This window comes from Marinobacter sp. S6332, assembly GCF_023016045.1.
Taxonomy (GTDB): domain Bacteria; phylum Pseudomonadota; class Gammaproteobacteria; order Pseudomonadales; family Oleiphilaceae; genus Marinobacter.
Genome location: NZ_JALKAP010000004.1, coordinates 229,042 through 255,679 on the forward strand (window position 1 = coordinate 229,042; position 26,638 = coordinate 255,679).

Genomic DNA, 26,638 nt, shown 5'->3' on the forward strand with positions numbered 1-26,638 from the left:
CAACCCCATAAGATGATTCAGGCTATACGGTTACTGTGTAATGAGCTGCTGAATTCAGGGCTGCCGGGTAAAAACTGCACACAGTTCCGAACTCGCCAAACGAGTTCTTCATAGCTGTCGGCTAATACGTTAACGTGGCCTAGCTTTCGGCCAGCCCGTTCGCCTTTGTTGTAAAGGTGAACGTGAGCGTAGGGGAGTTCAAGCAGGCGTTCAACATTGCCGTGTTCTCCAATGATGTTAATCATGCAGCTTAAGCCGCGACACTCAACACTGCCCAATGGGTGCCCACTCACGGCGCGAATATGGTTCTCAAACTGGCTGGTCATCGCGCCTTCAATGGTCCAATGTCCGGAGTTATGAACCCGGGGCGCCATCTCATTTGCGACCAGTCCATGGGCTGTTTCAAACAGCTCAAGAGTAAGTACACCTACGTACCCCAGTTCGTTCAACAGAGCCTTTATATATCGCTCTGCATCTTCTTGTACGTGTTTTTCAAGCTTTGGCGCTGGCGCAATGGCATACCTTAAAATGCCTTCGTGGTGAACATTTTCTGAAATGGGGTAAAACGCCAACTGGCCATCTTCACCACGCACAGCGATGATAGAAACTTCGCGGCTGAACTCTACAAACTTTTCAACCATTAGCCGTGGATGCCCAATGCTCTCCCAGGCAGCCTCGGCATCTTCCGGGCTCTTTAATACGGCTTGACCTTTGCCGTCGTAGCCTTCGGTGTTGGATTTAGCTACAACTGGGCAGCCGAGGCTTTTTGCAGCGGCTTTTAGGGATTCGGCGCTATCGGCAATTTTCCATTGTGGTGTTGGGATGCCAAGTTCACCGAACAGTGTTTTCTCAGCTTCGCGGTTTTGGCAAACCTGCAGGGCGCGGGGGCAGGGGTGAACCGGTTTTTCTTTAGCCAGTTTCTCGGCCACGTCTACGGGGAGGTGTTCAAATTCATAGGTGACGCGATCAACCCGCGATAAAAAGTCGTCTAGATACTTGCCTTCGCGGTCGATAATGACTTCACCCAGACCAGCGCTGGGGCTGCCGGACATGTCATAGAAAACAAAGGTTTTGGCCAGCGGATAACCGGCTAGGGCAAGCATTCTTCCCAGTTGACCGGCACCTAATACACCAATTCTCATTTGTATTCTCCTGCCGTTGTCGGGCATTTTACCGTGGGTGGTTGGCACGGCAGGGGCGAGGCTTTACAAAACACGCTGTGAATACGTCCGTGTACGCTTGGCTCCGCCATCCATGGCTCCGCACAGTTTTGTAAAGCCTCGCCCCTGCCGCGCAATCGGGACTGGTCAGTAGATTCACTGCTTTTTCGGGTCAGGATTGTCCAGAATTGTTTGGGTCTGTGTCGTTCGGAATTCATCTACTGCTTTTCGAACACCTTCATCGAAAGTGCCAATAATTTGCGCAGCTAACAGGCCTGCATTTGTTGCTCCAGCGTTGCCGATGGCCAGTGTGCCTACGGCAATGCCGCCGGGCATTTGAACAATGGAAAGCAATGAATCAAGGCCGCTCAAGGCTTTGGACTGTACGGGCACACCCAGAACTGGCAATGATGTTTGTGAGGCGACCATGCCGGGTAGGTGAGCTGCACCGCCTGCGCCTGCAATAATCACTTTTAGGCCGCGGTCGGAGGCTGTTTTCGCGTAGTCGAAAAGTAGGTCCGGGGTGCGGTGGGCAGAGACGACTTTGGTTTCATAGGCAACGCCGAGTTTTTCGAGCATGTTGGCGGCGTGTTCCATGGTGGGCCAGTCGGATTTGGAGCCCATGATAAGTCCTACAAGCGGCTGCATACGCAACTGTCCTGTGATAATTGGAAAGCCGGACATTGTATGTTTTGGCTATCTACCATGCAAGGAAGGTGTTTGGGTGCATGGCACGGTAGGGGCTTCTTTTTCAGGAACCGCTACAAGCACTTCCCTGTGCGCTTGTCTTCGGCCATCCATGGCCTACGACATTCCTGAAAAAGAAGCCCCTACCGTACCCTGGTCCCTGGCGTGGGAACGTAGAATCAACACCTTTTTCTTTCTTCATTTCAACCCATTTGTAAGTGCATGTATTATCAGTACCAGTTAATTTAACCGTCCATATTCAGGAGCTGTAATGGAACCCATCCGTCCAGATGACGATGAACTGAGAGCCGAGCGGCCTATTGGTGCGCCAGAGCATAAGGCGCCAGCTCAGAAGAAACTGAAATCGTCCGCCGAGGGAGCCGGGGGGAAGTCCAGACCATCGAAATCCGCCAAGGGTGGGGGCAACGGAGGTGGTAGCGGTCGGTCGGGTTTGGCTGTTTTGTGGTTGTTGGTTATTGCTGTGGCCGTGGCTTCATTAGCGGGTTGGTATTCCCAGAATCAACGGATTCAGGTGCTGGAAGCGCAGCTGGAGGAGGCGGATTATTGGGCGCGTCAGAGTAAGTTGGCGTTGGCGCGCTTTGAGGGGGATCTTTCCGAGACGGGGGAGAGTTTGGAAGAGCGTGGTGCTTCGTTGACCGAACAGTTGGATTCCCAGAAAAAACAGCTGGATGAGGCGGATAGTGAGATTCGCAAGCTTTGGGTGGTCGCGAATGAGCGAAATAAGAAGCGACTTAATGATCAGCAAGAGAGAATTTCTGCTTTAGAAGCGGGCATTGCGGAAGGTGAGAAGGCGTTGGCAGACGTGGGATCTGCGGTTGAAAACGTGCAGGCGTCTTTGAGTGCGGATTTGGCGGCACTTGAAAAGCAGACGAATACGTCGATTGCGGCGTTGGAGAGTGCAAACCGTCAGGCGACGGAGAAGCTGACTACTTTAGGCAAGCAGTTGGCGGATGTGGATCAGGTGGTTGAGCGCCGGGTGAGGCGGTTTGAGCAAGAGCAGAAGCTTGGCATCAAGGGGATTGAGGGGCGTTTGTCAGCCTTGGAGAAAAAGGTTGCTGGGGGTGACGGTAATAAGCAGCTTGAAAATGAGCTTGCGGCCTTGAAGAAAGATGTTCAGGCCATCGATTCGTCTCGCGCCCAATTTACCTCGCGACTTGTGCGGTTATCAGAAGAGGTTAACCAGCTTCGTAACCAGATGTCAGTGCAGTAACGGTTTGTTATTCATCCCTTGCGGTAGCTCTCATTTATAGCGCGTGGCAGTTGCTATGATCAAGCTACTCACCAAAGGATGAAGAGTTAATAAAATGAAAACCCCTGTGTCTTTTTTTGAGCCTTTTAAGCTGAGCTCATTTTGCTTTCGTGCGTTGTTAATTGCGGCCATGCTGTCGGCGTCTGGGTGCACGATTTACCAGTCTATTGGCAAAAGTACCGGGTCGTTCCTGCACCCGGTTTCCGGCCACGATTTCGTGCATATTGATAACGATAAGTGGGATCGCGAACACGCAGTGCTGTACTTCTATCGCACGGACTCTGAGTGGGCCGCTGATGAAATTGAAGCCCCTAGCGTCTACATCGATGACTCCCATTATTTTAATATCCGCAATGATAGCTTTACATGGCTGGTAGTGAGCCCAGGCGAACGTCATATTGCCATGCGCAGGCCGCTACTAGGGTTGGAAGGGTTGAACTCGTTCAGTCTTAGCCAGATTGCAGACGCCACGTTAGAGGTTGAGCAGGGCGGGATTTACTATCTACGCTACAACGAGCTTTCTGAGCCTACACAGGCGCATCCTGACCTCGATCCCGAACACCCTCTGGCGCAGGGTGACCTGCAGCTGGTTACCAGAGAATACGCTATGCAGCAGCAGGAGATTGTTTCAACACGCTTCCTGAACAGTGACTTGTTGGCACCGAACCATGCCGCGGTTTCGATTGTAGAAGCCAATGAAGATGCCGATTACGAACGGCAAATGGCACTACTAGAAGAAGAGCGTGAGCTAGAGTTGGAGCGCTTGGAGCGCGAAGGGAAATATGAGCCTTCGTCTTGGTACTGGCCATTTGGTGGCGGTCCGTCGGCTCCACTTGAGGCGGATCAAAAGATTGAGAAGCTGGAGCAAGACTATGCTCAGTTAGAGCTGGAGCGTGAACGTCGTGAAGCGGCAGAGTCGAGTGGATGGTGGTTTTTTTAGAGTTTCCCGAAAAAGATTTGACACCGCCGAACAAATGCTTAAAATGCGCCTCTCACTTGGTTGAGCAATGAAGCCTGTTTGCAGGCAACATCAGCGTTTTCAAGTGAGTGCCTTTGGAAGGTTATGAAGTGGGTGGTTAGCTCAGCTGGGAGAGCATCGCCCTTACAAGGCGAGGGTCACTGGTTCGATCCCAGTACCACCCACCACTTCTTCCTAAGGCTAGCATCAGGCTCTTGAGTTTGGTGCGCGATTCAGGCTTAATGCCGAATCAATGCGGAGCGGTAGTTCAGTTGGTTAGAATACCGGCCTGTCACGCCGGGGGTCGCGGGTTCGAGTCCCGTCCGCTCCGCCACTCTTTCTGGGTGGTTAGCTCAGCTGGGAGAGCATCGCCCTTACAAGGCGAGGGTCACTGGTTCGATCCCAGTACCACCCACCAGATTTTAAAAAGGGCAAGTCCGATGGACTTGCCCTTTTTTTTACTTCCCGATCAGCGATTGACCGCACACTCTTACAACGTTCCCGTTAACGCCGCCTGAAGCGGGGCTGCAATACCAAGCAATGGTTTCTGCAACATCTACGGGCAGACCGCCCTGCGACAAGCTGTTCATACGTCGACCGGCTTCGCGCAAGGTCATGGGCATGGCCGCAGTCATTTGGGTCTCAATAAAGCCCGGGGCTACGGCGTTGATGGTAATGCCATTCTTTACCTGCTTTGCCATGGCTTCTACATAGCCGATCACGCCAGACTTTGCAGCGGAGTAGTTGGTTTGCCCGAAGTTTCCGGCAATGCCGCTGATAGACGAAATGCAGACTATCCGTCCACCTTCACGTAGCAGTTCCCGGCTCATAAGCTCGTCGTTAATGTGCTCTTCCGCAGTTAGGTTAACGGCAATGGTCATATCCCAGAAATGCTCCGGCATGTTGCCCAGAGTTTTGTCCCGGGTAATGCCTGCGTTGTGAATAATCAGATCCACCCCGCCAAAATGCTTTTCGACAAAATCTGCAATTTTTGCCGGAGCATCTGCAGCGGTAATGTCACAGGCCAAAGCTTTGCCTTTGATTGCACCGATTACTTTTTCCAAGTCTTCCATTGCGGGCTCGATGTCCAATCCGATAACCGTAGCGCCATCGCGAGACAAGGTTTCGGCAATGGAGGCACCGATACCCCGCGAGGCGCCTGTGACCAATGCAACTTTCCCAGTGAGCGGGGCAACCGGGTTTGTGGTGGGTGCGTCAGTGGTTTTGCCAATGCGCACAACTTGGCCAGAAACATACGCGGACCGGGCAGACAGGAAAAAGCGAAGGCTGGATTCCAGCTGCTTCTCGGCGTTCGGTGCTATCCAAAGTAGGTTGGCCGTGGCACCTTTTTTACCCACTTCTTTACCTAGGCTCCGAGTAAAACCTTCCAAAGCTTGTTGCGCTGCGGCTTGTGGTGCTTTGCGGCAGGTCCCGGGGTCCTGGCCAATAACCACAACTCGGGCGTTAGCACCAAGCTTCTTGATGGTGGGGTGAAAGAAGTCATAAAGCGCGCGAAGATCGTCTGGGCCTTTTAGGCCGGTGGCGTCAAACACCAAAGCCGAAAATTTGGTTTCGGAAGCTGCCGCTAAATCCAATGCCTTTGCTTTGTTGCCCGCTTTTGAAGAATCTTCAAGTGTTGCCTTGCCGCTGGCATGGTGCAGTGTTGCAGCGCTGGCACCAAGAACACCGCCAACCACCGCTATAGCTTTGCCGCCATTGCCTGCGCCGACCAGTACATCGCCTTCAATAAACGGTTGATCTGCGCGCTTGAGACGCTTGAGGGGCGCCGGTGAGGGTAGTCCAAGCGTTTGAGCCGCGGTTTTGCCCACGGGTGTATTGACGAGTTTGAGATAGATGTCTGACATGGCTTCGTCCTTGTGTTGGTATGATGAGTGGAGTATCAAAGATTACAGAGTAATGAATCCATCAGCTATGTGATTGACTCAACGCTTATAAGGCATTGTCAGGCATGCCAATGAGATGGCGGCTGTGGGCGCTAGACTGCATTCATAAACTGCTTACCCGAGTGCAAGCGTGTGGAGGCTGCACCTTCAAGCCCTCGTACTCTGGAACCCAATAGAGAAAGGATATCATCATGGCACAGGCTCAGAAGTCCAACCAAAAGAAATCCCCAGCCCCTAAAGCCACAGAAGAAAAGGCTAGCGGAGTTCGTCGCGTAGCCATTCTCGGTGGCAACCGAATTCCCTTTGCGCGCTCGAACACAGCTTATAGCAAGATTGGTAATCAGGAACTTCTGACATCGGCTTTGCGTGGGCTTGTAGATCGTTACAACCTGCAGGATAAACGTCTTGGTGAAGTGGTTGCCGGAGCTGTGATTAAGCACTCCCGCGATTTCAATCTGACTCGTGAAGCTGCGCTGAGCTGCGGGCTAGCACCAGAAACGCCAGCCTATGATATTCAGCAAGCCTGCGGCACAGGGCTGGAAGCGGCCATTCTGGTAGCCAACAAAATTGCTCTCGGCCAGATTGAGTGTGGTATTGCCGGTGGGACGGATACCACTTCGGATGCTCCTATTGGCGTAGGTGAAGGTTTACGGGAAATCCTTCTAGATTTGAACCGTGCCAAAACAACGAGTGACAGGCTCAAAATTCTCAGCCGTTTTCGCCCTTCCCACCTAAAGCCAGAAGTACCTCAAAACGGTGAGCCCCGCACCGGAATGTCCATGGGTGAGCATGCTCAGGTAACCGCCAAAGAGTGGGCGATCCCCCGCGAAGAGCAGGACTTACTAGCGTGGGAAAGCCATCAGAAGTTGATGAAGGCGTATGAAGAAGGCTTCTTTAACGATTTGATGACGCCGCTGGCTGGTCTTGAAAAAGACAACATATTGCGCCCGGACACCACGCTGGAAAAACTGGCAACTTTGAAGCCGGTTTTTGATCGTGAAAACGGTACCATGACCGCTGCTAACAGCACTGCGCTGACCGACGGTGCTTCTTGTGTGCTTCTGGCGAGTGAAGAGTGGGCAAAAGCCAATAATTTGGAAGTAAAGGCGTGGCTGACCTTCTCGGAAGTGGCGGCTGTGGATTTTGTTGATAAAAAAGAAGGCCTGTTGATGGCTCCGGCTTACGCTGTGCCGCGGGTTCTGGAGAAAGCAGGCCTTAGCCTGCAGGATCTAGATTTCTATGAAATTCACGAGGCGTTTGCGTCTCAGGTTCTTGCAACACTCAAAGCTTGGGAAGATCCGGCATTCTGTAAAGATAAGCTGGGCTTGGATAAACCGCTGGGTAGCATTGACCGCGCCAAACTGAATGTTAAAGGCAGCAGCTTAGCCACAGGTCATCCATTTGCTGCCACCGGCGGGCGAATCGTAGCTACACTCGCCAAGCTTCTGGAGGAAAAGGGAAGTGGCAAAGGCCTGATTTCAATCTGTGCCGCTGGCGGCCAAGGCATAACGGCTATTTTGGAGCGATAAATTACACGAAAGCCCGAATAGGCTTTGACAGATTGGCTAAAGCGCCGTAGTATGCGCGCCACGGTGATCGAGAGACCACCAACCAGTTTGATGCGGGGTGGAGCAGTCTGGTAGCTCGTCGGGCTCATAACCCGAAGGTCGTAGGTTCGAATCCTGCCCCCGCTACCATATAAAAGAAAGGCAGATCAGTAACTTACTGGTCTGCCTTTTTTGCATTTGGGGTTTCGGAAAATCTCTGTGACGTATATGTGACATATATGTGCCAAACCTTGTGACGCGCAAATTGTGCGCTCGGGCAAGAACGACCGTAAGTCTGTCAGCGTCACGCTCATAAGCCTTTTAGTTTTTAACTCAGCCACAGCAAACCCCTCCTTGGAATTGTTGGCGCCACCTCGCTTTGTTACCTACTCGTCTTCCTGATATTCCAGTAAATCGCTGACCACGCCGACTTGACTCTGGAGGCCTGTGCCTACGGCCTGGCTTATCTCGATAAGAGAGACCCTGATGCGGCTCTTGCACTCAGGCATATTTGGACCTGTGCATCGCCCGGCGCACGCTATGGTGCCAGCCCTGCCATGACGCTTGCCCGCTATGTTCGAGACGCCGATGCCCAGAGTGCCATGGCTGACAATCAGCGGAAGGCCTACCGAAAGCGTCAGCCAATCGGTTTTGGACGGCTCGGAAACAACGTGTATTGGCGGCCATCGATTGAGGCTCATGGATGAGACAGATGGACAGTACAAGCGAGGGGTGTGGCACGGTGCGGCTACACCCCTTTTCTTTGTCTGTCGGGGCGTAAGGACAGCACTTCAAATAGGACGAAGGCATTTGCCCGCCAACGGTGCTAAGGTCAGGAAAAATATAACGTCCAGAGCGAAGGATATGCCGAAAACCTACTACCTCCACGGCTTCGCTAGCCGCTTCGATATCACCAGCGATAAACTCAAAACGCTCGCAAGACTTGGCCCCGTGTATGGTCACGACATCGACTACGCCCAGGGCTCGGAAGACGTCATTGAAGATAGCCTGGACAAGCTGATGCAAGTAAACCCGGATCTTCTGGTTGGGACCTCAATGGGGGGATGGTTGGCGGGGATTTTGGGAGCCGAAACCGGCATTCCGTTTGTCGCCATCAATCCGGTGACGGATCCGGCTCACACTCTCAAGCCGTGGATAGGGCAAGGTGTGGATCATCAGGGGCAAGCCTATCAACTGACGGCTGAAGTGGTTTCTGGCTACTATCCTTTCACCCACTATGGCAGCGGGCTCGTGCTGCTAGATCAGGGGGATGAACTGCTTCCCTGGAATGATACCGTAAGAGCGCTTGGGGATTATTTTCCGGTCCATAGCTTTGAAGGCGGCAGCCACCGGTTTGAGCACATGGAAGAAGCGTTGAAGCTGATTCGGGGGCATGTGAAGGATTAAAGCCAGTGGGTGCTGAGCTTAACGGCAAGTTGACGGTTTTTCATTCGGTTTCACGGCAGCCGGGTGCGTCAGGGCTTGACCAACCAGATAACCGGTCACTCCACCGACCAACGCCGACACGGGCCCGATGAGGCCTCCCACCAAGCCACCAACAAACATCAGTACCACGCATTTCATACAGACTCCTCCCGCCTTCCTGGCAGCTGCATTAGTCCAAGTATAGGGCATTGTGCCCAATGATGAGTTGACCTGTTGATATTGTCTCGCCAAAATACTGTATATTCAAACAGTATTCGGTGTAAAGCATGTCCTGCATTTTGCTAGGTGACTACGAATCTATCTCACGCCTGAACATCCCGATGTTTCTGGAGCGTGTTTCTGCTGGTTTCCCATCGCCTGCGGAAGACTACGTTGAGAAAACCATCGACCTGAACGAGCTGTGTATTCAGCACCCGGCTGCCACGTTCTTTGTGCGGGTTCAGGGAGAGTCCATGGTTGAGGCGGGCATCTATCCTGACGATGTTCTGGTGGTGGATAGGTCACTGAGGGCTGGGCACGGAGACATTATCATTGCCAGCCTTGAAAGCGAGATGACGGTGAAGCAATTACACATCACTCCGCCACCAGTGCGTCTTCTGCCGCGAAATGCTGCTTTCCAGCCCATTGTGGTTGAGGGTGACATGGTGATGGAAGTATTCGGGGTGGTCACCAACGTGATCCGTTCGCTCAAGCGGGGAGGGTAAAGTGGCATCGGTTGGCCGAGTTCAGTCCGTATTCGCGCTGGTGGACTGCAATAACTTTTACGCCTCCTGCGAGAAGCTGTTCCGTCCGGATCTGCGCAATACGCCTGTGGTCGTGCTATCCAACAATGACGGTTGCGTGGTTGCCCGCTCGAAAGAGTCCAAGGCACTGGGGATAACGATGGGCGTGCCGGTCCATCACATCAAATCGGAAATTCACCGGTACGGCATTCAGGTGTTCTCATCCAACTACACCCTCTATGGCGACATGAGCCGGCGGGTTATGACTACACTCGAAGCCTTGGCCCCACGAGTGGATGTCTATTCCATTGATGAGGCCTTTCTGGATCTCACCGGTATTGACCGGGTAGTGTCCTTTGAGGACTTTGGCCGAGCAGTCAAAGACACCGTGTATCAGAACGTCGGCTTGCCCGTCTGTGTGGGTATTGCCCCCACGCGAACACTGGCGAAGCTCGCCAACCATGCCGCCAAGAAATATCCGGCGACCGGAGGCGTAGTGGATCTGACAGACCCAGCTCGGCAACGGCGGTTGATGACTCGGGTACCGGTCGAGGACGTTTGGGGTGTCGGGCGAAAACTCGGTGCCAGACTTCAGGATATGGACATTGTCACGGCATTACAGTTAGCCGATACCCATCTGGCGACGCTCAGAAAGCGGTTCTCTGTCGTGCTTGAGCGTACAGCCGAAGAGCTCAATGGCATGCCCTGTGTGCCATGGGAGGATGTGTCGGCCCCTAAGAAGCAAATCATGTGCTCTCGATCGTTTGGGCAGCCCCTTCAGAAACTGAGCGACCTTGAGGAAGCCGTTGCGCACTTTGCAACACGTGCGACTGAGAAGCTTCGGAAAGGACAGCAATATACTGGGGAACTTATGGTATTCATCCGAACCAACCCTTTCAAAACGACCGCACCACAGTATTCACGCAGCGCCAGTGTGAAGCTCATTCAGCCTAGCCAGGACTCTCGGGTTATTGTTCAGCAGGCCTTGAACCTGCTTCGACCGATGTACCGCGAAGGATTTGATTACGCCAAGGCAGGCGTCATGTTGGGTGAATTGGTGGAAGAAACGGGTGTTCAAGAAGATCTCTTCCAGGCCGCTCTTGAGCAGGCGCCAGATAATGGTAGATCGGAACGCTTGATGGCGGTGATGGACGCCATTAACCGGAAGTCGAGAGCGACGGTCTACATGGCTAGAGAGGCCGGGCCTGCAGCTTATGCGATGCGGCGGGGTCATTTGTCGCCAGCGTATATGACCTGTTGGGATGACTTGCCAAAGGTTCGGTAATAAACAAAAGCGAACGTTCGCACTGCGACCTTTAGTCATTGCCGTCCCCATTCATTTCCTCCCATTTCAACCAACCGAGAAGCGGCGCGTCGAAAGGAAAAGGCGAGATCATTGGCAGACGATAATTGTGCCAGCGACACGCCAATTCGACCCGTCGCCGACCACTCATAATATCCTCCCTCTTTGGTGCGAATCATGGTGGTCGCAAAGGAACTTGAGTTTCCTCCCTTTTCATTGACAATCAATTCTTCATCTCCGTCGCTGCTTTCGACTTGCGCTTCAAAATCAACAAACAACTCGTCGAGCGGGACTTGTGCCGCCAGCACCAAGCGGGTGCGAGATTCATAACACGCGTCAATGAGGGTCACGAATCGTCGTGCTTCGTTGAGGTGATTGGTATCCAGTTGGGGGACGCGTTCCATGATGATGACCGGAAATCGGCGGCAGAGAGAAATATAATCGGCCGCCCCGAGCGGTTGGTAGCACAACTCGGAAAAGTCAAACCAGGCGCACCGGTCATTCACTCGGGTCACCTGGACGGTGCGACCAAAGAGGACGGGAATGATCTCAGCCTCAGTTCCAGATGCAGTGCTACCAAATATTTTTTCCAACTGCGCCTGCACGTTGTTTTTACTATTATTATCACTATGAACTTTCTTGTTTGACCAAAAATAGGATTGACCATCCGCTCGATTTTCACGTCGATAATCCTTGCTGGAATCCTCCATGGAAATAATGTCGAATGTGTGTTTTAGCATGTCTATGAATGGCAAAAAGAGGGAGCGGTTAATGCCTCCCTCATACAAGGCATCGGGAGAGCGATTCGAGGTAGCCACGACCACCACATTCAAATCCAACAATAATGAAAACAGTCGCTTCAAAATCAAGGCATCGGCAACGTCTGTCACTTGAAATTCATCGAAACAGAGGAGTTGGGCTTCTTGTGCCAATTGTTGCGCGATGATGGGCATCGCATCATCTTGTGGGTGTTCCTGTTTGTAGACAAAGATTCGATGATGGACGCCTAGCATGAATTCGTGAAAGTGGACGCGGCGTTTGGTTATGTTTATGTGTTTGCGGCTGTCATTAGTACAGCAAGCATTATCATCAGGAACAGAAACCGACGCGTAAAAGAGATCCATTAGAAAGCTCTTGCCGACCCCGACCGGTCCATGAATGTACATGCCTCGCGGTGGTGGACCAAAAGACCACAAATGGAACTTCTTTCGAAGAAAAGACTGAGCGTGTGCCCAGGATTGCGCCAGTAACCGTAACATTGGACTGCTGTTTTTAAAGCTGCTCTCTGTCGGTTCGTCGCTGCGTACTGATACAGGTGGGAGCGAGGTAAGAGAACCGTGCAGGGCATCGAATTTTGCCGCCAAAGCGACCTGCGCGTCATCTCGTCGCACCTCCCCCGCATCCACCATGCGTTTATACGCTGCTGTCACGGGGCCTGTCGGGAAGGACCGCCAAGCGACGCGATGTTGTGCTGTCATATTCTTCACCACAGTCTTCATCATGGAACTGATGAGTTTATTAACATGGTGGTTTGGTACGCTAGATTTCTGTATGTGTATCAAATTAACCCTGACACACCTCCTCTATTCGGCAAGCCCCGGGTTCTGCCCTGTCGCTGCGAACACTCCTAAGAAAGAGGCTTAATACAGCGGGGGGAGAGCATTGCTCCAGCCGCTTGAATGTTCGCTTTGCGACCAGGTTGGCCAACAGGAAACAATTTTCTGAGCCATACTTAAAGACCCTTACCCTCCGAAGAGGGCCACATCATGACATTTCCTATCAGCAAAGCTCCCTGGAACAAGGGAAAGCTCGTTGGCCAGAAACTACCGCTTAAACTCGAACAAATATGTGCTATTCGCATTCGGTTAGAGATTGCTAAGAATATCCGAGAGCTGGCGATGTTCAACATGGCAATTGATTGCAAACTCCGGTCCTGCGATCTGGTAAAACTCTCGGTTCGAGATATTTCCAGAAACGGAGAGGTTCTGGATCGGGCTCAAGTCATTCAGCAAAAAACCAGTCAACCTGTTCAATTTGAGATAACGAAAAAGACGCGCGAATCGGTCGAAGCATGGATCGAACTTCGCGGACTCTCAGGTATGGATTATTTGTGGCCGAGTCGGATAAGAAAGTTTGACCACATCACCACTCATCAATATGCCCGTCTCGTCAAAAAGTGGATAACCAGTATTGGACTTGATCCTTCGGTCTACGCAACTCATTCGATGAGACGTAGCAAAGCTACACTGATCTACAAGAAGACCAAAAATCTTCGAGCTGTACAGTTGCTATTGGGACACACGAATATGTCGAGCACCGTGCGATATCTTGGCGTCGAAGTCGAGGATGCTCTGGAGATAGCCGAGAGTATTGAGATCTAAATGCGTAACTTGGCTCCTTGGTCGCTGGATGTTGCAGACGTTGCCAGATCCGGTCGATGATTACCTTCGGGTTTCGATCAGGTTTCTCCAGTCGTAAACAAAAGCGAGCACGCGAGTCAGGGCATAAACGAGCGCATTGCACCTCTGCTAACCTATGACTCTTAGCAAAAGGATGGCAATCTGATAACTGTCTAATCGAAGAATCAACAGGCCGGATTTAGTCAGGCGCTGCAGCTATACTCGGATGGGCCCCGCCCCTCGATCACCTTCCCAGATTTATAGTCCACGCTCTGAGTGGGCGACAAGTCCGACTCGTACACCCATTCAGCCCCCTGGTTTGTGAGAAGATAGTTTTGCCTCTGGCAATCACGGCCATCACTGGTTTCTACATTGGCAGCAGCTCGGCAACTTGCCTTGTCAGCCGTCTTGGTCAGGTAACATCGAATCGATGTGCCTCGCGTATCGCTGACCAGCAACTGCTGTTGCAGATCGCTTTCGAAACGCTGCCCTGCGACATGCGCAGCTTTAGCGCCTTCAACGGTACGGAGATTCCCTTTTAAACTTCTTAATACCGGATGAGCTGGATGAATCTGATTGGCAGCGAGTTCGTTGACGACTTCCCAGCCATTTTGCTCCATGAGCAATTGAAGCTTAAGAATTATAACGTGGTCATCAGAAGCTCGCCCTTCAAGACCCACAAATGCAGTCGACGGGTTAGCATTTCCAGAGGTATGCAGTGTTGTACCAAAAGTCTTCTCAACAGTGACATCAGGGTAGCTTTCCGCGGCATACTGCCTTGCTAATAAATTAAGTGTGTCCAAGCTTTCGTAGCGGCGGTTCAGCTTGCCATTGCTTACCTTGATATCTCCGAACGTGGCAAAGCCTGAGCCTTGCAGCTCCGCCTGATTCTTTGCTGCAGTCAGCTCAATGGTGAACGGAACACCCAACGCTTCAGATTCACCAAACACCAGCTTTAACTGGTAGTCACTCATTAGGGTTTGTTGGTCAGGTGTGCTCTGGTCCTCCAGCTTTTTATTGAGCCGCAGGTGAGGAGTGATGCCCGTGCCATCAGTTGGCACCGTATATGTTTTCTCGGCCGGGTTTTCATCGAAGAGCACGATTTCCGCTGCAAGATCGGCGAAGAATTCCGAGCCTTGCCGAAGCTCCAATGTTCCGTGAGCGAGGATCGCTTGTTCCGCGATGAATTGACTGTCGCGGATCTGGCCGGCCACGGGCTGATCGAGTGCGGTGGGCGCCGATGAGCTTTGGACTTCCGAGGTGGGTTCTGGAGCCGGTTCGATGGCTGCGGTTGAGGCAGGCTCATCACTGCAGCCGGTGGCGATCAGGACGGTAGAAACAATCGCGGCCATGCTTCTACGCGTTAAGGGATTCCAATCCATAATTGTGCTCTCATAAATGTGCTGGGCGTTTTAGCGATCTTTATACCATAGTTAGCTACGTAAATGAGGCCCGTGGAAAGCGCTGTTTTGGGTGGTGTAAAAGGTCCTTTTGTGATCGCTCTGACCGTTCGCTTTGCGACCACACCTGTCATTACTCTCGCTCGTTACGTGCGCGATTCTCATAGCGCCATGGCCGATAGCCAAAGCCAGAACTACCGAAAGCGTGTGTCTGTTGGTTGGGGACGGCTTGGACATAACCTCTACTGGATGCCCCCACCGGATCCGCGGTTGAGTGGTTGTTTTAAGATACCAATGGGTGTGAGGGCAGTGTCACTGCGTAGATCCCTGTTCTGGGCATTCTTCCGGGATGTATTTTGAGGGAACATTAAGGGGGCGGCAGGTGTATGATATTTCTGAATCATAGGTCACTTTTGGCGAAAAAATTAGTACCCCTTCGTTGGAGGTTTCCCCGGCCAGCTGTATTTTTATTACACCGTTTTGACTGTTAAGAGTCGTCTTGCCGACGTATTTCCCGTTTTTCTTGTCCAGAACAAGCTCGCTGACATTAGCGGGATACGCTGTATGGATCGCGTAGTAACTTGAAATTGCCGCAGCCATCTTTTTTGCGTACCTGAAGGACTCTTGTGCCCGAACTCCTTGGTAGAAATTGTTGTGAGTGGAATAAAGCACTGAAAAGGCTGCGATGAAACCAATAATCAACAGAGTTTTTATTAGCTTCATCATGATGTTAAATACGTTCCTTTTACCCTGACCTTGGACCACTGTTTTGTCACTCACTCTGCAATAAATTCAGAACTTTCAGCCGCTCAGCCCTGAATGCAAGCCTTGAGTGCAGCACCGCTCGTAGGAATCTAAAAATCTGGTATCGTCGCGTTTGGATCAAGTGCTGGTGTACCATGATACTCTTCACTTTGGCCAGTATTGCAAATAAGGGTGCCTGCAACGGCCCGCCTACCTCTACCTCTTAATTCAAAGTGATCCATTCATTCTATTAATTCAAAGCCTTAAGGTGAAAAATGCCCTTTACACCATTACATATGGGCCCAGGCATAGTTGTGAAAGCTACGTTGCAGAATAGCTTTTCACTCATGGTTTTTGGCTGGTCGCAAATCGTTATCGATATTCAGCCTCTCGTTGTCATGCTCACCAACAAAGGTGAGTTGCACGGCTTTTCTCATACGCTACTGGGTGCAACCCTGATAGGGCTATTTGGTGGCCTCACTGGCAAGCATCTTGGTGAGTTTGGTTTGCGTTTTATTCGTGCACCGGAATACCTACCAATTAGCTGGCGAGTATCCTTTGCAAGTGGGTTGATTGGAACCTACAGCCACATATTCATAGACAGCATTATGCACTCAGACGTCTTGCCATTGTCGCCATTCAGCACGGCAAGCCCGCTCAATGGTATCGTCAGCATTGATGCCTTGCATGTCTGGTGTATGGTAAGTGCTGTTGTTGGTGGTCTGGCTTGGTTCGTGATAAAGCAAATCAAGCGTCGATCATCCCGTCTTCGTATTGGGTAAGGAACCCTATAATGTCGAGCACTGCTGTCCGCTATCTCACTATGCTCCGTATGGTGCCTCGCTTTCCTAAAACCATAACCACAACCGAGCTGGCCAAGCGTCTCGAAGAGCAGAGTTTCTCAGTCACCATGCGGTCGATTCAACGGGATTTGGAGAAGCTGAGTGCGGATTTCCCATTGCTGGTAGACGAAAGCTCGCGCCCCTTTGGTTGGTCATTCGACCGGGACGCCACCATCGACATCATCCCGGCGTTGGATCTGCCTGCAGCACTGACCTTTGAGTTAGCCAAAGCCTACCTCACACCCATGCTTCCGCCCAGAGCCCTGTCCCATCTCAAGCCACATTTTAATGAAGCACACCGTACCTTGTCGCGAGAGAGTAACCCGCTAGGACAATGGCCGAACCGTGTGCGTGTTATTAACCGGGGGTTAAGTGGAAGTCGCCCTGCCATAGATGCGGATGTGCTGGAAACAGTCACCGAAGCCCTGTTGCGCGAGTATCAATGCAAGCTGACGTACCAAGCACGCAACTGGCCCGAACCTCAGGATATTACCGTTCACCCGTTGGGCCTGATTTTTCGGGATCCCAACGTGTATCTGATCGCAACCATTGATGGCAGGGAAGGCGTGCGCCAGCTGGTACTGCATCGAGCCACAACCGGGGAGTTAGTCGAGCAGCCTACAGAACGCCCGGAAGACTTTGATCTGGATCTCTACATCCATTCCGGTGCCATGGGAATTCTTAGGTCAAACGAGCCAGTATTTCTGAGGCTTCGCTGTGACAAACCTGCATTGAACCATCTGATCGAGTCGCCACTGGGCTTTGATCAGCTCACAACTGAGACTGACAACGACACCTTTGAAATCTCTGTAACGGTGGGTGATACCCAAGATCTACGCTGGTGGTTGTCGGCACAAGCGGCTCACTGTGACATTCTAGAGCCGGTATGGTTGCGAGATGAGATTGAGGCAACCTTAGCAGCGGCGCTGGAGCGCACGAGGAAAGCCTGAACGTGTTGTCAGGCATTTTATTTTCTGCATTTCTGCGTATTGTTTCTAAAGCGACACTAGCTGTCGGACGTATGCCATTTTCTAGCCTTAACACTTAGCCAAGGCGGATAAACTATGTCTCTTTCTCAAATGTCGATCGCTGTAACAGGCTTAATCATGATCAGGGCCGTTGTGAGTGGCGAGTATTGGATGATTCCATTCGCCCTGATTGGTGTCGAAATACTGACCGGGTTTGCTGGTTCAATCATGAGTTATTTTGTCAACTAACTCTGGATAATATTGGGGAGCTTAGCCATGCGAAATGATCCGTATTCCACAAAGCAGCAAAAGCCGATCGGAAGCTTGCGAGAGGCGTTTCTTTCCGCTCCACCCTTGCCAGAGCGGCTACAGAAAATTAACCGGGTTGTAGATTCAATCTCAAAAGGAGTGCTCTGGCTTGGTTACGGCGTCGCCCTTGTAAGCTGGTTTGTTGCGGCCAACGCAATTATTGCTTTTTCGATGCTGCTCAAAGGGAAGTAACGCTTCAGTACGAGTTGTAGGTCGCCATAGTGCGCCAGTTTCGTCACTTTCGAGAGGTTTGGATGCCACAGATCCGGCTGTAAGTCTGGTAGTTTGCAAAGTGCTCCGCAGAGGACAGAAAAGCGTTTGGTTGAGCAAGCACTGTGTACTTTGATGCAAAGTGTTTTTTCAAATCAGGCTCGACGACGCTGGCCACGCCTTTCCCAATACAAATAACGTGGTCTGGTTTTGCGGATAGGACAACATCTCGTGTGTACGACTGCCAGGATTCTTTCAGCGCATCGAACATGCGCGGCATTTTCTGGCCATCTTTGTATAGGGCTACGATGCTCGCATCAATAAGCCAGATACCCTCACGCTTCATCTGCTTCAAAATTTCTATTTTGTTGCGCAACCTTTCTTCGGGTGCAGTTTTACCGAGAATAGGGCGGAAGTCGTCAGGGCTCGATATGGGGTTGCAGCAACTGTAAAAGATTTTCCAGAATTGAGGCGTGCCGTCACGCTTCGGATGGTTTACAGACTTGGTCAGACTTTTTTCACCGTATCCTAAGCAGTACACAAACCGGGCGTACTGGTCCGGATAGCCAGAAAGACTGGGAGTGGGCAAAACGGGAATTTGCCTCTCAGAATCGCTGGTATAAACATGTGACTCCGCAAGGAGCACGACACGTACTGTTTCAGGCTTAAAAAATCGGCGATAAGCTTCGACCAACTCCACGGATTCGAGAGGCTCAATGTTGTCACCGAGGAGATCTTTGATTCTGGAATAGGTCGCTCTAAGTTCATGCATTGTCGTCCCTCATTACTCAGCATCCTGCCAGATACATAAAAGTCGTTGCAACTCACCAAGGCTCAACAGTTCTAAAAATCCCGGTCTTTGTCATGTCCCGTTTCAGATCAAAAGCTGCCAGCGCTGCCACCGGATCGAGCGCTTCCAGGTTGCCAAAGTGAATCTTGCTCCAAGCGTTGCGGGTTACCTTCACACTATAAAGATACTTATCCTCAATGCTGCCGGTTGCCGCATTGGGTGCTTGGGTAAAGGCTGACAAAACCACATGCTCAACAGACGGTGCAGAGGCAAAACACTCACCTATTAACAAATAGCTTCAGACGCGACGCGCAGTGTCGCACCGTGACCATACATTAAGGTTACTGATGCGGAAGCTACATGGCTCATAAACATTCCTCAATCAAATCGTTAACCACTGTGAAATGAATGCAATAGCTCTATGAGAACCGTGCCGAAAGTGTACTATTGGTTAGTAACCACATGATCCTAAGGCGTATCTCCATGAAAAATAAAGTGATCGCAGCAATAGCTGTCTCAATATTTTGTATAGCAGGAACCGCTCAGGCTCGATGTGTGGGTCCCGTTGTGAACGGCGACTGCCTGGGCACTGAGGTCGGAACCTATAACTCCAACTCCTATGGCAGCTCATCTAATGATCAAAATCGTTACAGAAGTAACTCTGGCGCCGAATACCAGTACGATTTGAACAGGCCCGGTGACAATATCCGCTACCAGTACGACTATGACGCTCAGCGCCGGGATAGCATGAGTGCCAGCCCGAGGCGTAATCTGGATAAGCGCTCCGGCCAGAAAGGCGGTGGAATTTATAATAGTTGGTAAATGCTCTGGTCAAACATGTTGGTGGTGCAACTGGCTTGCTAGTTCAATCTAGACAGGTACTCGGAACAGCTCCAGCCTTTGCAGGCTCCAAATTTCAGGGTCTGGGCTGCTGATAATAGGGGTTATGGTAAATCCAGTGTTGCTCCCGAACGCTCTTATCTCACCTCGACTATTCTTAGTTTTGAGGTGTCCCGGATTTCCGGGGGTATCCGTGCGAGCTGAAGCTCGGTCTACTTTATAACCGATACGGAGGTTTGAATTGGTCGCAAAGCGGACACTCAGGCGGATAAACTACGACTTGCCCCTGGAGAAAATCAGCCTCTTTTTAGGAATGTCCGCACTAATGGGGCAGAACCCCTAGCTGAGTTTCACTGCTTCGATTAATCATCCCCATTGTCAGTTGCATACCAAACTTTCGAAGAATCTTATTGATCGTTCGAACAGTGCCCGACTCTGGGTCCCTCTCAATCGCAGAGATAGTCGTGGCAGAAAACCCCGTAAGTCTTCCGAATTGCTTCTGGCTCAACCCTGTGAACTTCAGGCGAAACCGACGAAGGGCCTGACCCAGGTGAATTTTTCCGGCTTCGAGCTCTGCAAAGGTCTGTTCTCGAATCAGTGACCGTTCGTTTGGCGTTAGCGGTGTTCGTTTCAATTTAGGCATGCTTAATACACTCCCCACTATAACTCAGCACGGATACAACAAGCGTTCCAGCTGATCATGCACCAATTCCGGCTCATGCATTCTGATCGCAATATGATTCAGCACTGCGTCCGGAGCTCCATACCGCTTCAAGCCAGCCTTCATGTCCATCAACTTCAGCAGCTCACCTTCCATGATGCTCGCAGCTGCGTTGGGATTAACAGCAAGCTCCTCCAGAATCAGCGAATAATCTGGATTCCGCCGTTGGTCCAGCAGGTGATGTGGCCACCATGTAGACATCGCGATCGATTCAGGGTCCAACACCATAGGGGCTATGTCATAGGCCGGCGCCAACTCAATATCATGACCTCGCTTAATCAGTGACGTGTTGCGACCGTGGTTGTCGCGATTACCTGTTGCGGTGTTCAAAACATCCCGAACCAGGTAATCCGCGAGCAGAGCATCTTTGTCCTCAGGCTTGGTCACACAGTTCTGGAGTTTCCGGATCACGTCGACGTGATCCAGGCGAGCACCGTCGCCGATCATGCCCATCATTGAATAAACAGACTCTATTCCATGACGCAAGATGCCTTCTTGCCTAACTTCTCGGTCAAAACGCGGTAACCAGAGAGCAACATTGCCGTAGAAGTCATCGAAAGCAGCCCCGGTGATGGAGTTAAAGCCCTGCTCCTCAAGGAACTGGTAAACAGCGGCCTCACCCTCAAGTACCCAAATATCGTCGCTGGTCCTCTTTCCCCTCGGAAATTTAACCAGCCAGTGCCGGGCAATCTCTTCGTCAGGAATGGTTCCCTCAAGCGCATACCGGCCATAATGGTTTTCAACAAACAAAAGCTTGGGCGCGTCACCCCCGGCGCCCGTTGCGCCACCAATTGCAACATGCAGGCTGTGCGCATACTGGATAAGGCTATCGGCCCGGGTACACACTTCTTCACGGTCGAATAGGACAACCTCTGACCTTGCAACTTCAGACTCGAACGCTTCCGCCGCCTCTTTTATTCGCATGTTACCGACTGGACCGACACAACCCTCAGCCAAGAGCTGGTAATCGATTCGATGCTCGGGGTCGCGATCATATCCAAGGCTTTTAATCCAGTGTCGGCGACCAGCTCCCTGGGGAATGATGTCTCTAAGGATCGGGACAATCTCACCATTCATGTAGTCGCCGGCCAAAATGCAGGGCAAATTCACTCCCACAGCTGTCCGGTCGATCAGATCCTGATGGTCAAAATCTCCAATTTGCTCCAGAGCTTTCAGAGCGTATTCGATGTCGTAAGAGAATGTCGGGTTGCCTCTGAGACCTTGGTCAGGGTCTCTGAATTCGATCACGCCGGCATCATGCCACTGGTTGTCCCAGTGAATTTGGAGGGTAAGGCTCATACGCGGCCACCATACATTGCAAGAATACTTGCAGCATTATTGGACATCGATAGCAATATTGCAATTATACTTGCAATATAGTTCTGGTACTAAAGGAGAGGGAGTGGCCATCAGGATATAGGACATGATGACCTAATCGGGGAGCTAATTTAGTCCTTTTTTTGCCATGACCTTCTCATAAAAAAACATGACCTGAAGTGTTTTCGCCTGTTTGCTCGGTGTTCCTGACACCATTGGAAATTCCGTCTGACTTCCGGAATGCTGAGAAGGAGTCGAACTTAACGGCATAACTCAGGAGTGAGAGGTCCAGCGATTGGCGGCGGGGCACTGGCGAAATACCAAGAGTGGAAAACGTTAATCACAGTGTGCCCTAATATAGCGTCGGCTATAGAGGTATTAGAAAGAGTAAGCGACGGACGCCTCCACCATTCTTTCCTCTCCAAACCAACAGTTAGCGCTATCGAAGCAGCTGTAGTAGCGCTCGTTGGTGAGGTTGTTAATAGACACACCAACCTCTGTACCTTTTAAAGTGCGTGCTAACTGGCCCACGTCATAACGCAGGGCGATGTCCAGAAGGGTGGCGTCAGGAACCTTGCCTGCGTTGGTGCTCGCGTCGTATTCAGCCTCGCCAATATAGCGGGCACCGATGCCTGCAATTAAGCCATTCAAGGCTCCTTGGTCAAAGCTATAGTCGGCCCAGCCAGACAACAGGTGTTTGGGAACCCAAACCGGTGTTTTGCCTTCCAAACCAGTGTTGTCTTTAGTGACCTCTACGTCTTGGAATGTGTAGCTTAGAGTCAGTAGCAAGTTATCCAAAGGCTGGGTCAGTGTTTCCAGCTCTACGCCTTGCGAGCGCACGGCACCTGCCTGAATCTTGTCATAGGGGCCGCCAGCTGGATCACGGGTTGGTACGTTATCTTTGGTGACTTGGTAAAACGCCAGATTGGCATGGGTGCGTTGGTCTGGAGACTGATACTTTACGCCCAGTTCCCATTGGTCGCCGGTGGAAACATCAAATTCATTGCCGTTTCGATCCCGTCCAGTCTGTGGTTCGAAGCTTTCAGCGTAGTTGAGGTAGGGTGAGAGACCGTTTGCGGCTTGGTACATGATTCCAGCACGTGCGGAGATGTTGTTCTGATCAAGTTTTGCATCGACGGCTGTGCCGTACTGCTTTCCGTTTTCCGTACCCGTGAAATCATCCCAACGTACGCCGCCGATTAGCACAACTCGGTCGATTCTGACCTGATCTTGTAAGTATACGCCTAGCTGTTTTTTATCAATCGTGAAGTCAGATGAATACGGCGTGTTTGTAATGTTGATGGTTGAGCGTGAAATTTGCTGATGATTTGGATTGAAAAGGTCAATGGAGGGGGCGCCACTTCCGCCGGCCGTATCCTCATAGATGACATCTGATTTCAAACTTAGATAGTCAAACCCGACCAGCAGATTGTGTTCGACAGCGCCGATTTGAAAGCGCCCCGAAACTTGATTGTCAATCGTGAAGCCAGTGGTTGCTTCGTCTGTCAGATAAGCTTCCCGCGAGAGGGTTCGCCCGTCAGCGGCCAATCCGGTGCCATAAGTGTTGGTTTGAAACGCGCTGGCATCGGTGTAGCGAAAATTCTGCAGAAAATTCCAGTTGTTATTGATGTTGTGGTTAATTTTATAGCCTGCCAGAAGAACCTCTTTGTTAAACTGATTCCAGTTGGAGTCACCAGAGAACGCATCGGTATCCAGCTCACCATTTTGATTCGGTAGAAAAAGACCGGATGCCGGAAGGGATGTGTAAATGCCCATCTCAGGGTCTTTCTGATAATACAGGTTAAAATTCACCAGAGTTTTATCGCTAATCTGCCAATCTAGGGAGGGCGCTACCATGTAGCGTTCTTCTTCCGCAGTTGCCGCTTGTCCGTCTCGGGTGCGGGCAAGCCCGACTAGGCTGTAGGACAGATCCGAGTCTCCCAGTTGGCCGTTACTTTCAACCGATGCTTCATTCAAGTTGCGCGATCCGGTGGCCAATTCAATTGTATTGGATGAACCGGCGGTCGGTTTTTGGCTGATTAGATTAACCATGCCTCCTGGCGGCATGGAGCCATACAGAGTTGAGGTAGGCCCACGAAAAACCTCTACTTGCTCAACAGCTAACAAATCGATTTGCGGTTGAAGGTTCCAATCGTTGTAGAGCAGTTGCATGCCATCGTAATAGTTTTGGTAATTAATAAATCCACGAATGCTGAACAGGTCAAGACGGCCGACAGCTCCGCCTCGCAGCTCTGTGTTGACGCCCGGCGAGTAGCGAAGTGCGGCTGCGACAGAGTCTGCATCGCGCATGTCCAGCGTTTGCTGATCCAGTATCGATATACTCTGAGGTGTTTCTTCCGGGCGCAGTGACGTTTTGGTGGCGGTGCTGCGATAGGTGTCGCCGTAAACCGCCAACTCGTCCAGTTCCATAACCTCGTTTGCAAGAACGACTGAACTGCTACCAGCACTCGCCGCAATGGCCAGTATTGAGGAAGCCAACAAAGATTTTTTCATGGTTAAGCCCCGTAATATTCAGAATCAGGCAGGATTGTTTGTTGCCAATATAATGCGAATCATTATCATTATATTTGGTTGTGAGGGCGATACTTAACAGTTTGGTGCATCCCATGAAATCAATGGTCTGGAGAGCTTTACCGGTATCCAGTATTCCATAGACACCTCAGGTGCCGAAGGTGTCAGGCCGGGCGGGTATATTTCAAGATCGTAGGCGTGAAGTGCTTCGCAACCGGAGTTTGGTAGCCAAGCTTGAAAGAACCATTTGAGAATATCTGGCAAAGAGAGCAGTGGGCCATGAAATGCAATCACTACATAATTTTGACCGGGTACTGTGATGCAATTTAGCCCGCCTGTTTTTGGCAGTTCTAGAGCTTCAGTTCCAGCAAGATAGGTGAGGGGTTCGTTGGAGCCTCCGCCAACGTCGATTACACCAATTCTGGAGTGTTCAGAGTCTGGGCTGCTGGCTTTGCTAAACTGTTGCCATAAAAGGGGAAGTTTCTCATGGAAGTCAGGGGCGCTTGAAAATAGGCCGTTCACTTGGGCCGCAACACCTGCAACGGTGAACGTAGGTCGGTAATCAAGGCGAATATCAGGAACTCGCGAGCGCAATGACTCTGGGGGAAGCAGGTCTGGATGGCACGACATTGGCGCTTTCAGTAAGCAGGGTAGTCCGCGCTGGCGGTATTTGTTAGGTGCGCAGCCAAAGTGCTGCTTGAAGCTCCGGCTGAAACTAATATCACAGCTGAAACCGCAGGCAAGCGCAATGTCGATCATGCGCTGACTGGTAAACAGCAGCATCTCGGCAGCTTGACTAAGGCGTAGTTCTCGCACGTAGCGGCCCAAAGATAGGCCTGTTTGGTGGGTGAATATCCGATTGAATTGCCAGCGGGATAGGCCGCAGCGCTGCGCCAGAGCAGGCACGGCTAATGGCTTATCCAGATTAAGGTGGACATGGTCGAGTACTTGTTGAATTTTATGTAGCTGTATACGCCGATTGCTCTCCATTTAACCTCATACTTTGGCTGGAGGTTCTAAGTAAATGAGGAGGCAATGATAATCATTTGCGGAAAAAATTGTAGTAGTAAATTATCGTTTTGATGGAGGGAGTTTTTTTGGATACGCAAGCTGGGGCCATTCAAAGCAGCTTCACTTCGCCACATTGGGAGGTGTGTACCCGAAAAGTTCCGGTGCTCGGAAAAAATCCGATTAACTACTACTGCAACTCGTTGGCAAAGCGTTCAACAGCATCTACCACCTGTTTTGCGCCTTCCTGAATTTCTACAATCACGGCACCGGCTTGATTGGCCAGTTCCAAGCCTTGTTCTGCTTTCTCGCGCGTGCTGAGCATCTCGCGCATGACATCATCTGAGAGCACTTGGTTTTTTTCGACTACGCTAACAATCTCTTCTGTAGCCTTGCTGGTTCGAGCTGCCAACTGCCGCACTTCGTCAGCAACCACCGCAAATCCACGCCCCTGTTCGCCTGCTCTGGCGGCCTCAATGGCGGCATTTAGTGCCAGCAGGTTTGTCTGCTCTGCAATTCCACCGATGGTCTGCACGATGGAGTTTATCTGAAGAGACTGTTCGCTCAACGCTTCAATGCTTTCAGTGGTTGCCTGCATTTGCGTAGCAATCTGCTGCATGGTCCCAACTGTCTTTTGGACAACAGCCGTGCCCTTCTGGGCGCTTACATCCGTTTGTTGTGAAACTTCGTATGCTACGTTTGCGCCGTCCCTGACTTCAGCTTCCCGTGCCACTTGGTCAGTTACCACAGATGCAAATTTCACAACTTTACATAGGTTATCTTCGGCATCGTAGACCGGGTTATAGGTAGCTTCCAGCCATACCTCTGACCCACGGCTGTCGATTCGCTTGAAGCGGTCAGCCACGAACTCTCCGTTGTTGAGCTTCGTCCAGAAAGCTGTGTATTCGGGCGAGGCGGCTTCTTCGGGTGTGCAGAAAATACGGTGGTGCTTCCCGACAAGTTGCTCAAGCCGGTAGCCCATGGCCTGCAAAAATTGCTCGTTTGCCGTTATCACAGTACCGTCGAGATTAAATTGAACAACCGCGGTGGAGCGAATCAGTGCATCAATGAATGCCTCACTTTCCTTTGCGCCCTCTATTGTTTCGGTTACGTCGCGGGCATATCCCTGAATGTAATCGAGCTTGCCATCCGTTCCACGCACGGGCAGCCAATGAATGTTTAACCAGACCAGAGTACCGTCGGCACCGAAGTATCGGTAATCGTCACTAACAGGCATGAACTCGGCGACTGCCTTGTTAAAGTTGCGAAAACAAGCCAGTTTCGATACGTAAGTGGGAACAAGTGACGACAAAGGTCGCCCCATGAGTTGTTCCTGCTGATAACCGAGAGCGTCGGCAAATAGCTGGTTTACGGCACAGATGCAGAAGTCGGAATCTAGTCGTATAGACAGCATGCCTCGATCCATCTGTTGCGTCAGCTGGCGTAGCGCCGCTAATTCTGCACGTTGATCTTCGAGTTCATTTTTTAGCTGACGATTAAACATCCCGAAACTCCAGTTAGATACACCCCCTAAGTTAACGGCAGGCAGGGCTGGTACTTG

The 26,638-nt window shown here is 51.3% G+C and carries 27 protein-coding genes and 4 tRNA genes; 16 read left to right on the forward strand and 15 right to left on the reverse strand.

The features are described from left to right. Positions 1-17: 17 nt before the first annotated feature. Together MWU62_RS07745 and purE are read right to left on the reverse strand one after the other, a co-directional pair. The gene (locus tag MWU62_RS07745; RefSeq protein WP_247114301.1) at positions 18-1,142 is read right to left on the reverse strand and encodes a 5-(carboxyamino)imidazole ribonucleotide synthase; all 1,125 of its coding nucleotides are present in this window, start codon (positions 1,140-1,142) and stop codon (positions 18-20) included. Positions 1,143-1,316: 174 nt separating this feature from the next. Beyond that, positions 1,317-1,808 (reverse strand): 5-(carboxyamino)imidazole ribonucleotide mutase, encoded by a 492-nt coding sequence (gene purE, locus MWU62_RS07750; RefSeq protein WP_247114302.1) that lies wholly within the window; start codon positions 1,806-1,808, stop codon positions 1,317-1,319. Between the two features lie 310 nt (positions 1,809-2,118). Here purE and MWU62_RS07755 point away from each other — a divergent pair, with 310 nt between their 5' ends. The 5 genes from MWU62_RS07755 (at position 2,119) to MWU62_RS07775 (ending at position 4,493) form a co-directional block, all read left to right on the forward strand. After that, a complete protein-coding gene (locus MWU62_RS07755) occupies positions 2,119-3,078 on the forward strand; it encodes a hypothetical protein (RefSeq protein ID WP_247114303.1) in 960 nt (319 codons plus the stop codon). A 169-nt stretch (positions 3,079-3,247) separates the two neighbouring features. Further along, a complete protein-coding gene (locus tag MWU62_RS07760) occupies positions 3,248-4,057 on the forward strand; it encodes a DUF2846 domain-containing protein (protein ID WP_348645635.1) in 810 nt (269 codons plus the stop codon). A 130-nt stretch (positions 4,058-4,187) separates the two neighbouring features. Then, a tRNA-Val gene (locus tag MWU62_RS07765) sits at positions 4,188-4,263 on the forward strand. Positions 4,264-4,332: 69 nt separating this feature from the next. After that, positions 4,333-4,409: transfer RNA gene (locus tag MWU62_RS07770), tRNA-Asp, on the forward strand. 8 nt (positions 4,410-4,417) lie between these two features. Continuing rightward, positions 4,418-4,493 (forward strand) — tRNA-Val (locus tag MWU62_RS07775). Positions 4,494-4,533: 40 nt separating this feature from the next. Here MWU62_RS07775 and MWU62_RS07780 read toward each other — a convergent pair. Continuing rightward, complete coding sequence (locus tag MWU62_RS07780) at positions 4,534-5,940, reverse strand: 3-oxoacyl-ACP reductase (RefSeq protein ID WP_247114305.1); 1,407 nt, start codon at positions 5,938-5,940, stop codon at positions 4,534-4,536. 230 nt (positions 5,941-6,170) lie between these two features. On the opposite strand from MWU62_RS07780, the gene MWU62_RS07785 reads away from it, so the two are divergent. Both MWU62_RS07785 and MWU62_RS07790 read left to right on the forward strand, forming a co-directional pair. Then, complete coding sequence (locus MWU62_RS07785; RefSeq protein WP_247114306.1) at positions 6,171-7,508, forward strand: acetyl-CoA C-acetyltransferase; 1,338 nt, start codon at positions 6,171-6,173, stop codon at positions 7,506-7,508. A 91-nt stretch (positions 7,509-7,599) separates the two neighbouring features. Continuing rightward, a tRNA-Met gene (locus MWU62_RS07790) sits at positions 7,600-7,676 on the forward strand. 236 nt (positions 7,677-7,912) lie between these two features. Here MWU62_RS07790 and MWU62_RS07795 read toward each other — a convergent pair. Further along, positions 7,913-8,227 carry a hypothetical protein gene (locus tag MWU62_RS07795; protein ID WP_247114307.1) on the reverse strand — a complete coding sequence of 105 codons (315 nt, stop codon included), beginning with the start codon at positions 8,225-8,227 and terminating at the stop codon, positions 7,913-7,915. Between the two features lie 163 nt (positions 8,228-8,390). Here MWU62_RS07795 and MWU62_RS07800 point away from each other — a divergent pair, with 163 nt between their 5' ends. Beyond that, positions 8,391-8,933: a YqiA/YcfP family alpha/beta fold hydrolase gene (locus MWU62_RS07800; protein ID WP_247114308.1), complete on the forward strand. Its 543-nt coding sequence runs from the start codon at positions 8,391-8,393 to the stop codon at positions 8,931-8,933. Between the two features lie 18 nt (positions 8,934-8,951). On the opposite strand, the gene MWU62_RS07805 is transcribed toward MWU62_RS07800, so the two are convergent. Further along, positions 8,952-9,110, reverse strand: a complete 159-nt coding sequence (locus MWU62_RS07805; protein WP_247114309.1) for a hypothetical protein — start codon at positions 9,108-9,110, stop codon at positions 8,952-8,954. A 128-nt stretch (positions 9,111-9,238) separates the two neighbouring features. Between MWU62_RS07805 and umuD the strand changes: the two genes are divergently transcribed. Both umuD and umuC read left to right on the forward strand, forming a co-directional pair. Next, a complete protein-coding gene (umuD, locus tag MWU62_RS07810; RefSeq protein WP_247114310.1) occupies positions 9,239-9,676 on the forward strand; it encodes a translesion error-prone DNA polymerase V autoproteolytic subunit in 438 nt (145 codons plus the stop codon). Between the two features lies 1 nt (position 9,677). Continuing rightward, positions 9,678-10,979, forward strand: coding sequence for a translesion error-prone DNA polymerase V subunit UmuC (gene umuC, locus MWU62_RS07815; protein ID WP_247114311.1), 1,302 nt, complete (start codon positions 9,678-9,680; stop codon positions 10,977-10,979). 35 nt (positions 10,980-11,014) lie between these two features. On the opposite strand, the gene zapE is transcribed toward umuC, so the two are convergent. Beyond that, positions 11,015-12,475 carry a cell division protein ZapE gene (gene zapE / locus MWU62_RS07820; RefSeq protein WP_247114312.1) on the reverse strand — a complete coding sequence of 487 codons (1,461 nt, stop codon included), beginning with the start codon at positions 12,473-12,475 and terminating at the stop codon, positions 11,015-11,017. Between the two features lie 288 nt (positions 12,476-12,763). On the opposite strand from zapE, the gene MWU62_RS07825 reads away from it, so the two are divergent. After that, positions 12,764-13,378 (forward strand): tyrosine-type recombinase/integrase, encoded by a 615-nt coding sequence (locus MWU62_RS07825; RefSeq protein WP_247114313.1) that lies wholly within the window; start codon positions 12,764-12,766, stop codon positions 13,376-13,378. A 221-nt stretch (positions 13,379-13,599) separates the two neighbouring features. Here the strand turns inward: MWU62_RS07825 and MWU62_RS07830 are convergent, their stop codons facing one another. Both MWU62_RS07830 and MWU62_RS07835 read right to left on the reverse strand, forming a co-directional pair. Further along, positions 13,600-14,748, reverse strand: a complete 1,149-nt coding sequence (locus tag MWU62_RS07830; RefSeq protein WP_247114314.1) for a hypothetical protein — start codon at positions 14,746-14,748, stop codon at positions 13,600-13,602. A gap of 360 nt (positions 14,749-15,108) precedes the next feature. After that, complete coding sequence (locus MWU62_RS07835; RefSeq protein ID WP_247114315.1) at positions 15,109-15,522, reverse strand: pilin; 414 nt, start codon at positions 15,520-15,522, stop codon at positions 15,109-15,111. A gap of 332 nt (positions 15,523-15,854) precedes the next feature. Here MWU62_RS07835 and MWU62_RS07840 point away from each other — a divergent pair, with 332 nt between their 5' ends. The 4 genes from MWU62_RS07840 (at position 15,855) to MWU62_RS07855 (ending at position 17,851) form a co-directional block, all read left to right on the forward strand. Continuing rightward, entirely contained in the window at positions 15,855-16,322 is a 468-nt protein-coding gene (locus tag MWU62_RS07840) for a hypothetical protein (protein ID WP_247114316.1), read from the forward strand. Positions 16,323-16,333: 11 nt separating this feature from the next. Continuing rightward, the gene (locus MWU62_RS07845; RefSeq protein WP_247114317.1) at positions 16,334-17,332 is read left to right on the forward strand and encodes a WYL domain-containing protein; all 999 of its coding nucleotides are present in this window, start codon (positions 16,334-16,336) and stop codon (positions 17,330-17,332) included. A gap of 114 nt (positions 17,333-17,446) precedes the next feature. After that, the gene (locus MWU62_RS07850) at positions 17,447-17,599 is read left to right on the forward strand and encodes a hypothetical protein (RefSeq protein ID WP_247114318.1); all 153 of its coding nucleotides are present in this window, start codon (positions 17,447-17,449) and stop codon (positions 17,597-17,599) included. A 27-nt stretch (positions 17,600-17,626) separates the two neighbouring features. Further along, positions 17,627-17,851: a hypothetical protein gene (locus MWU62_RS07855; RefSeq protein ID WP_247114319.1), complete on the forward strand. Its 225-nt coding sequence runs from the start codon at positions 17,627-17,629 to the stop codon at positions 17,849-17,851. A 43-nt stretch (positions 17,852-17,894) separates the two neighbouring features. Here MWU62_RS07855 and MWU62_RS07860 read toward each other — a convergent pair whose 3' ends face one another. Then, positions 17,895-18,641, reverse strand: coding sequence for a hypothetical protein (locus MWU62_RS07860; RefSeq protein WP_247114320.1), 747 nt, complete (start codon positions 18,639-18,641; stop codon positions 17,895-17,897). Positions 18,642-18,693: 52 nt separating this feature from the next. After that, complete coding sequence (locus MWU62_RS07865; protein WP_247114321.1) at positions 18,694-18,900, reverse strand: hypothetical protein; 207 nt, start codon at positions 18,898-18,900, stop codon at positions 18,694-18,696. Between the two features lie 242 nt (positions 18,901-19,142). Between MWU62_RS07865 and MWU62_RS07870 the strand changes: the two genes are divergently transcribed. Continuing rightward, on the forward strand, positions 19,143-19,481 hold the full coding sequence (locus tag MWU62_RS07870) for a hypothetical protein (RefSeq protein WP_247114322.1): 339 nt from the start codon (positions 19,143-19,145) through the stop codon (positions 19,479-19,481). Between the two features lie 340 nt (positions 19,482-19,821). On the opposite strand, the gene MWU62_RS07875 is transcribed toward MWU62_RS07870, so the two are convergent. The 5 genes from MWU62_RS07875 to MWU62_RS07895 form a co-directional block, all read right to left on the reverse strand. Further along, positions 19,822-20,142, reverse strand: coding sequence for a helix-turn-helix transcriptional regulator (locus MWU62_RS07875; protein ID WP_247114323.1), 321 nt, complete (start codon positions 20,140-20,142; stop codon positions 19,822-19,824). Between the two features lie 24 nt (positions 20,143-20,166). Further along, on the reverse strand, positions 20,167-21,519 hold the full coding sequence (locus tag MWU62_RS07880; protein ID WP_247114324.1) for a HipA domain-containing protein: 1,353 nt from the start codon (positions 21,517-21,519) through the stop codon (positions 20,167-20,169). Positions 21,520-21,915: 396 nt separating this feature from the next. Continuing rightward, on the reverse strand, positions 21,916-24,051 hold the full coding sequence (locus tag MWU62_RS07885) for a TonB-dependent siderophore receptor (RefSeq protein WP_247114325.1): 2,136 nt from the start codon (positions 24,049-24,051) through the stop codon (positions 21,916-21,918). 93 nt (positions 24,052-24,144) lie between these two features. Then, a complete protein-coding gene (locus MWU62_RS07890; protein ID WP_247114326.1) occupies positions 24,145-25,059 on the reverse strand; it encodes an AraC family transcriptional regulator in 915 nt (304 codons plus the stop codon). A gap of 208 nt (positions 25,060-25,267) precedes the next feature. Then, positions 25,268-26,581 carry a PAS domain-containing methyl-accepting chemotaxis protein gene (locus MWU62_RS07895; RefSeq protein ID WP_247114327.1) on the reverse strand — a complete coding sequence of 438 codons (1,314 nt, stop codon included), beginning with the start codon at positions 26,579-26,581 and terminating at the stop codon, positions 25,268-25,270. Between the last annotated feature and the right edge of the window lie 57 nt (positions 26,582-26,638).

Bases quoted from the DNA above. Each gene is read 5' to 3' on its own strand.
- MWU62_RS07745 (WP_247114301.1), bottom strand. From the start codon at position 1,142: ATGAGAATTGGTGTATTAGGTGCCGGTCAACTGGGAAGAATGCTTGCC.
- purE (WP_247114302.1), bottom strand. From the start codon at position 1,808: ATGCAGCCGCTTGTAGGACTTATCATGGGCTCCAAATCCGACTGGCCC.
- MWU62_RS07755 (WP_247114303.1), top strand. From the start codon at position 2,119: ATGGAACCCATCCGTCCAGATGACGATGAACTGAGAGCCGAGCGGCCT.
- MWU62_RS07760 (WP_348645635.1), top strand. From the start codon at position 3,248: ATGCTGTCGGCGTCTGGGTGCACGATTTACCAGTCTATTGGCAAAAGT.
- MWU62_RS07780 (WP_247114305.1), bottom strand. From the start codon at position 5,940: ATGTCAGACATCTATCTCAAACTCGTCAATACACCCGTGGGCAAAACC.
- MWU62_RS07785 (WP_247114306.1), top strand. From the start codon at position 6,171: ATGGCACAGGCTCAGAAGTCCAACCAAAAGAAATCCCCAGCCCCTAAA.
- MWU62_RS07795 (WP_247114307.1), bottom strand. From the start codon at position 8,227: ATGAGCCTCAATCGATGGCCGCCAATACACGTTGTTTCCGAGCCGTCC.
- MWU62_RS07800 (WP_247114308.1), top strand. From the start codon at position 8,391: ATGCCGAAAACCTACTACCTCCACGGCTTCGCTAGCCGCTTCGATATC.
- MWU62_RS07805 (WP_247114309.1), bottom strand. From the start codon at position 9,110: ATGAAATGCGTGGTACTGATGTTTGTTGGTGGCTTGGTGGGAGGCCTC.
- umuD (WP_247114310.1), top strand. From the start codon at position 9,239: ATGTCCTGCATTTTGCTAGGTGACTACGAATCTATCTCACGCCTGAAC.
- zapE (WP_247114312.1), bottom strand. From the start codon at position 12,475: ATGACAGCACAACATCGCGTCGCTTGGCGGTCCTTCCCGACAGGCCCC.
- MWU62_RS07825 (WP_247114313.1), top strand. From the start codon at position 12,764: ATGACATTTCCTATCAGCAAAGCTCCCTGGAACAAGGGAAAGCTCGTT.
- MWU62_RS07830 (WP_247114314.1), bottom strand. From the start codon at position 14,748: ATGGCCGCGATTGTTTCTACCGTCCTGATCGCCACCGGCTGCAGTGAT.
- MWU62_RS07835 (WP_247114315.1), bottom strand. From the start codon at position 15,522: ATGATGAAGCTAATAAAAACTCTGTTGATTATTGGTTTCATCGCAGCC.
- MWU62_RS07845 (WP_247114317.1), top strand. From the start codon at position 16,334: ATGTCGAGCACTGCTGTCCGCTATCTCACTATGCTCCGTATGGTGCCT.
- MWU62_RS07850 (WP_247114318.1), top strand. From the start codon at position 17,447: ATGTCTCTTTCTCAAATGTCGATCGCTGTAACAGGCTTAATCATGATC.
- MWU62_RS07855 (WP_247114319.1), top strand. From the start codon at position 17,627: ATGCGAAATGATCCGTATTCCACAAAGCAGCAAAAGCCGATCGGAAGC.
- MWU62_RS07860 (WP_247114320.1), bottom strand. From the start codon at position 18,641: ATGCATGAACTTAGAGCGACCTATTCCAGAATCAAAGATCTCCTCGGT.
- MWU62_RS07870 (WP_247114322.1), top strand. From the start codon at position 19,143: ATGAAAAATAAAGTGATCGCAGCAATAGCTGTCTCAATATTTTGTATA.
- MWU62_RS07875 (WP_247114323.1), bottom strand. From the start codon at position 20,142: ATGCCTAAATTGAAACGAACACCGCTAACGCCAAACGAACGGTCACTG.
- MWU62_RS07880 (WP_247114324.1), bottom strand. From the start codon at position 21,519: ATGAGCCTTACCCTCCAAATTCACTGGGACAACCAGTGGCATGATGCC.
- MWU62_RS07885 (WP_247114325.1), bottom strand. From the start codon at position 24,051: ATGAAAAAATCTTTGTTGGCTTCCTCAATACTGGCCATTGCGGCGAGT.
- MWU62_RS07890 (WP_247114326.1), bottom strand. From the start codon at position 25,059: ATGGAGAGCAATCGGCGTATACAGCTACATAAAATTCAACAAGTACTC.
- MWU62_RS07895 (WP_247114327.1), bottom strand. From the start codon at position 26,581: ATGTTTAATCGTCAGCTAAAAAATGAACTCGAAGATCAACGTGCAGAA.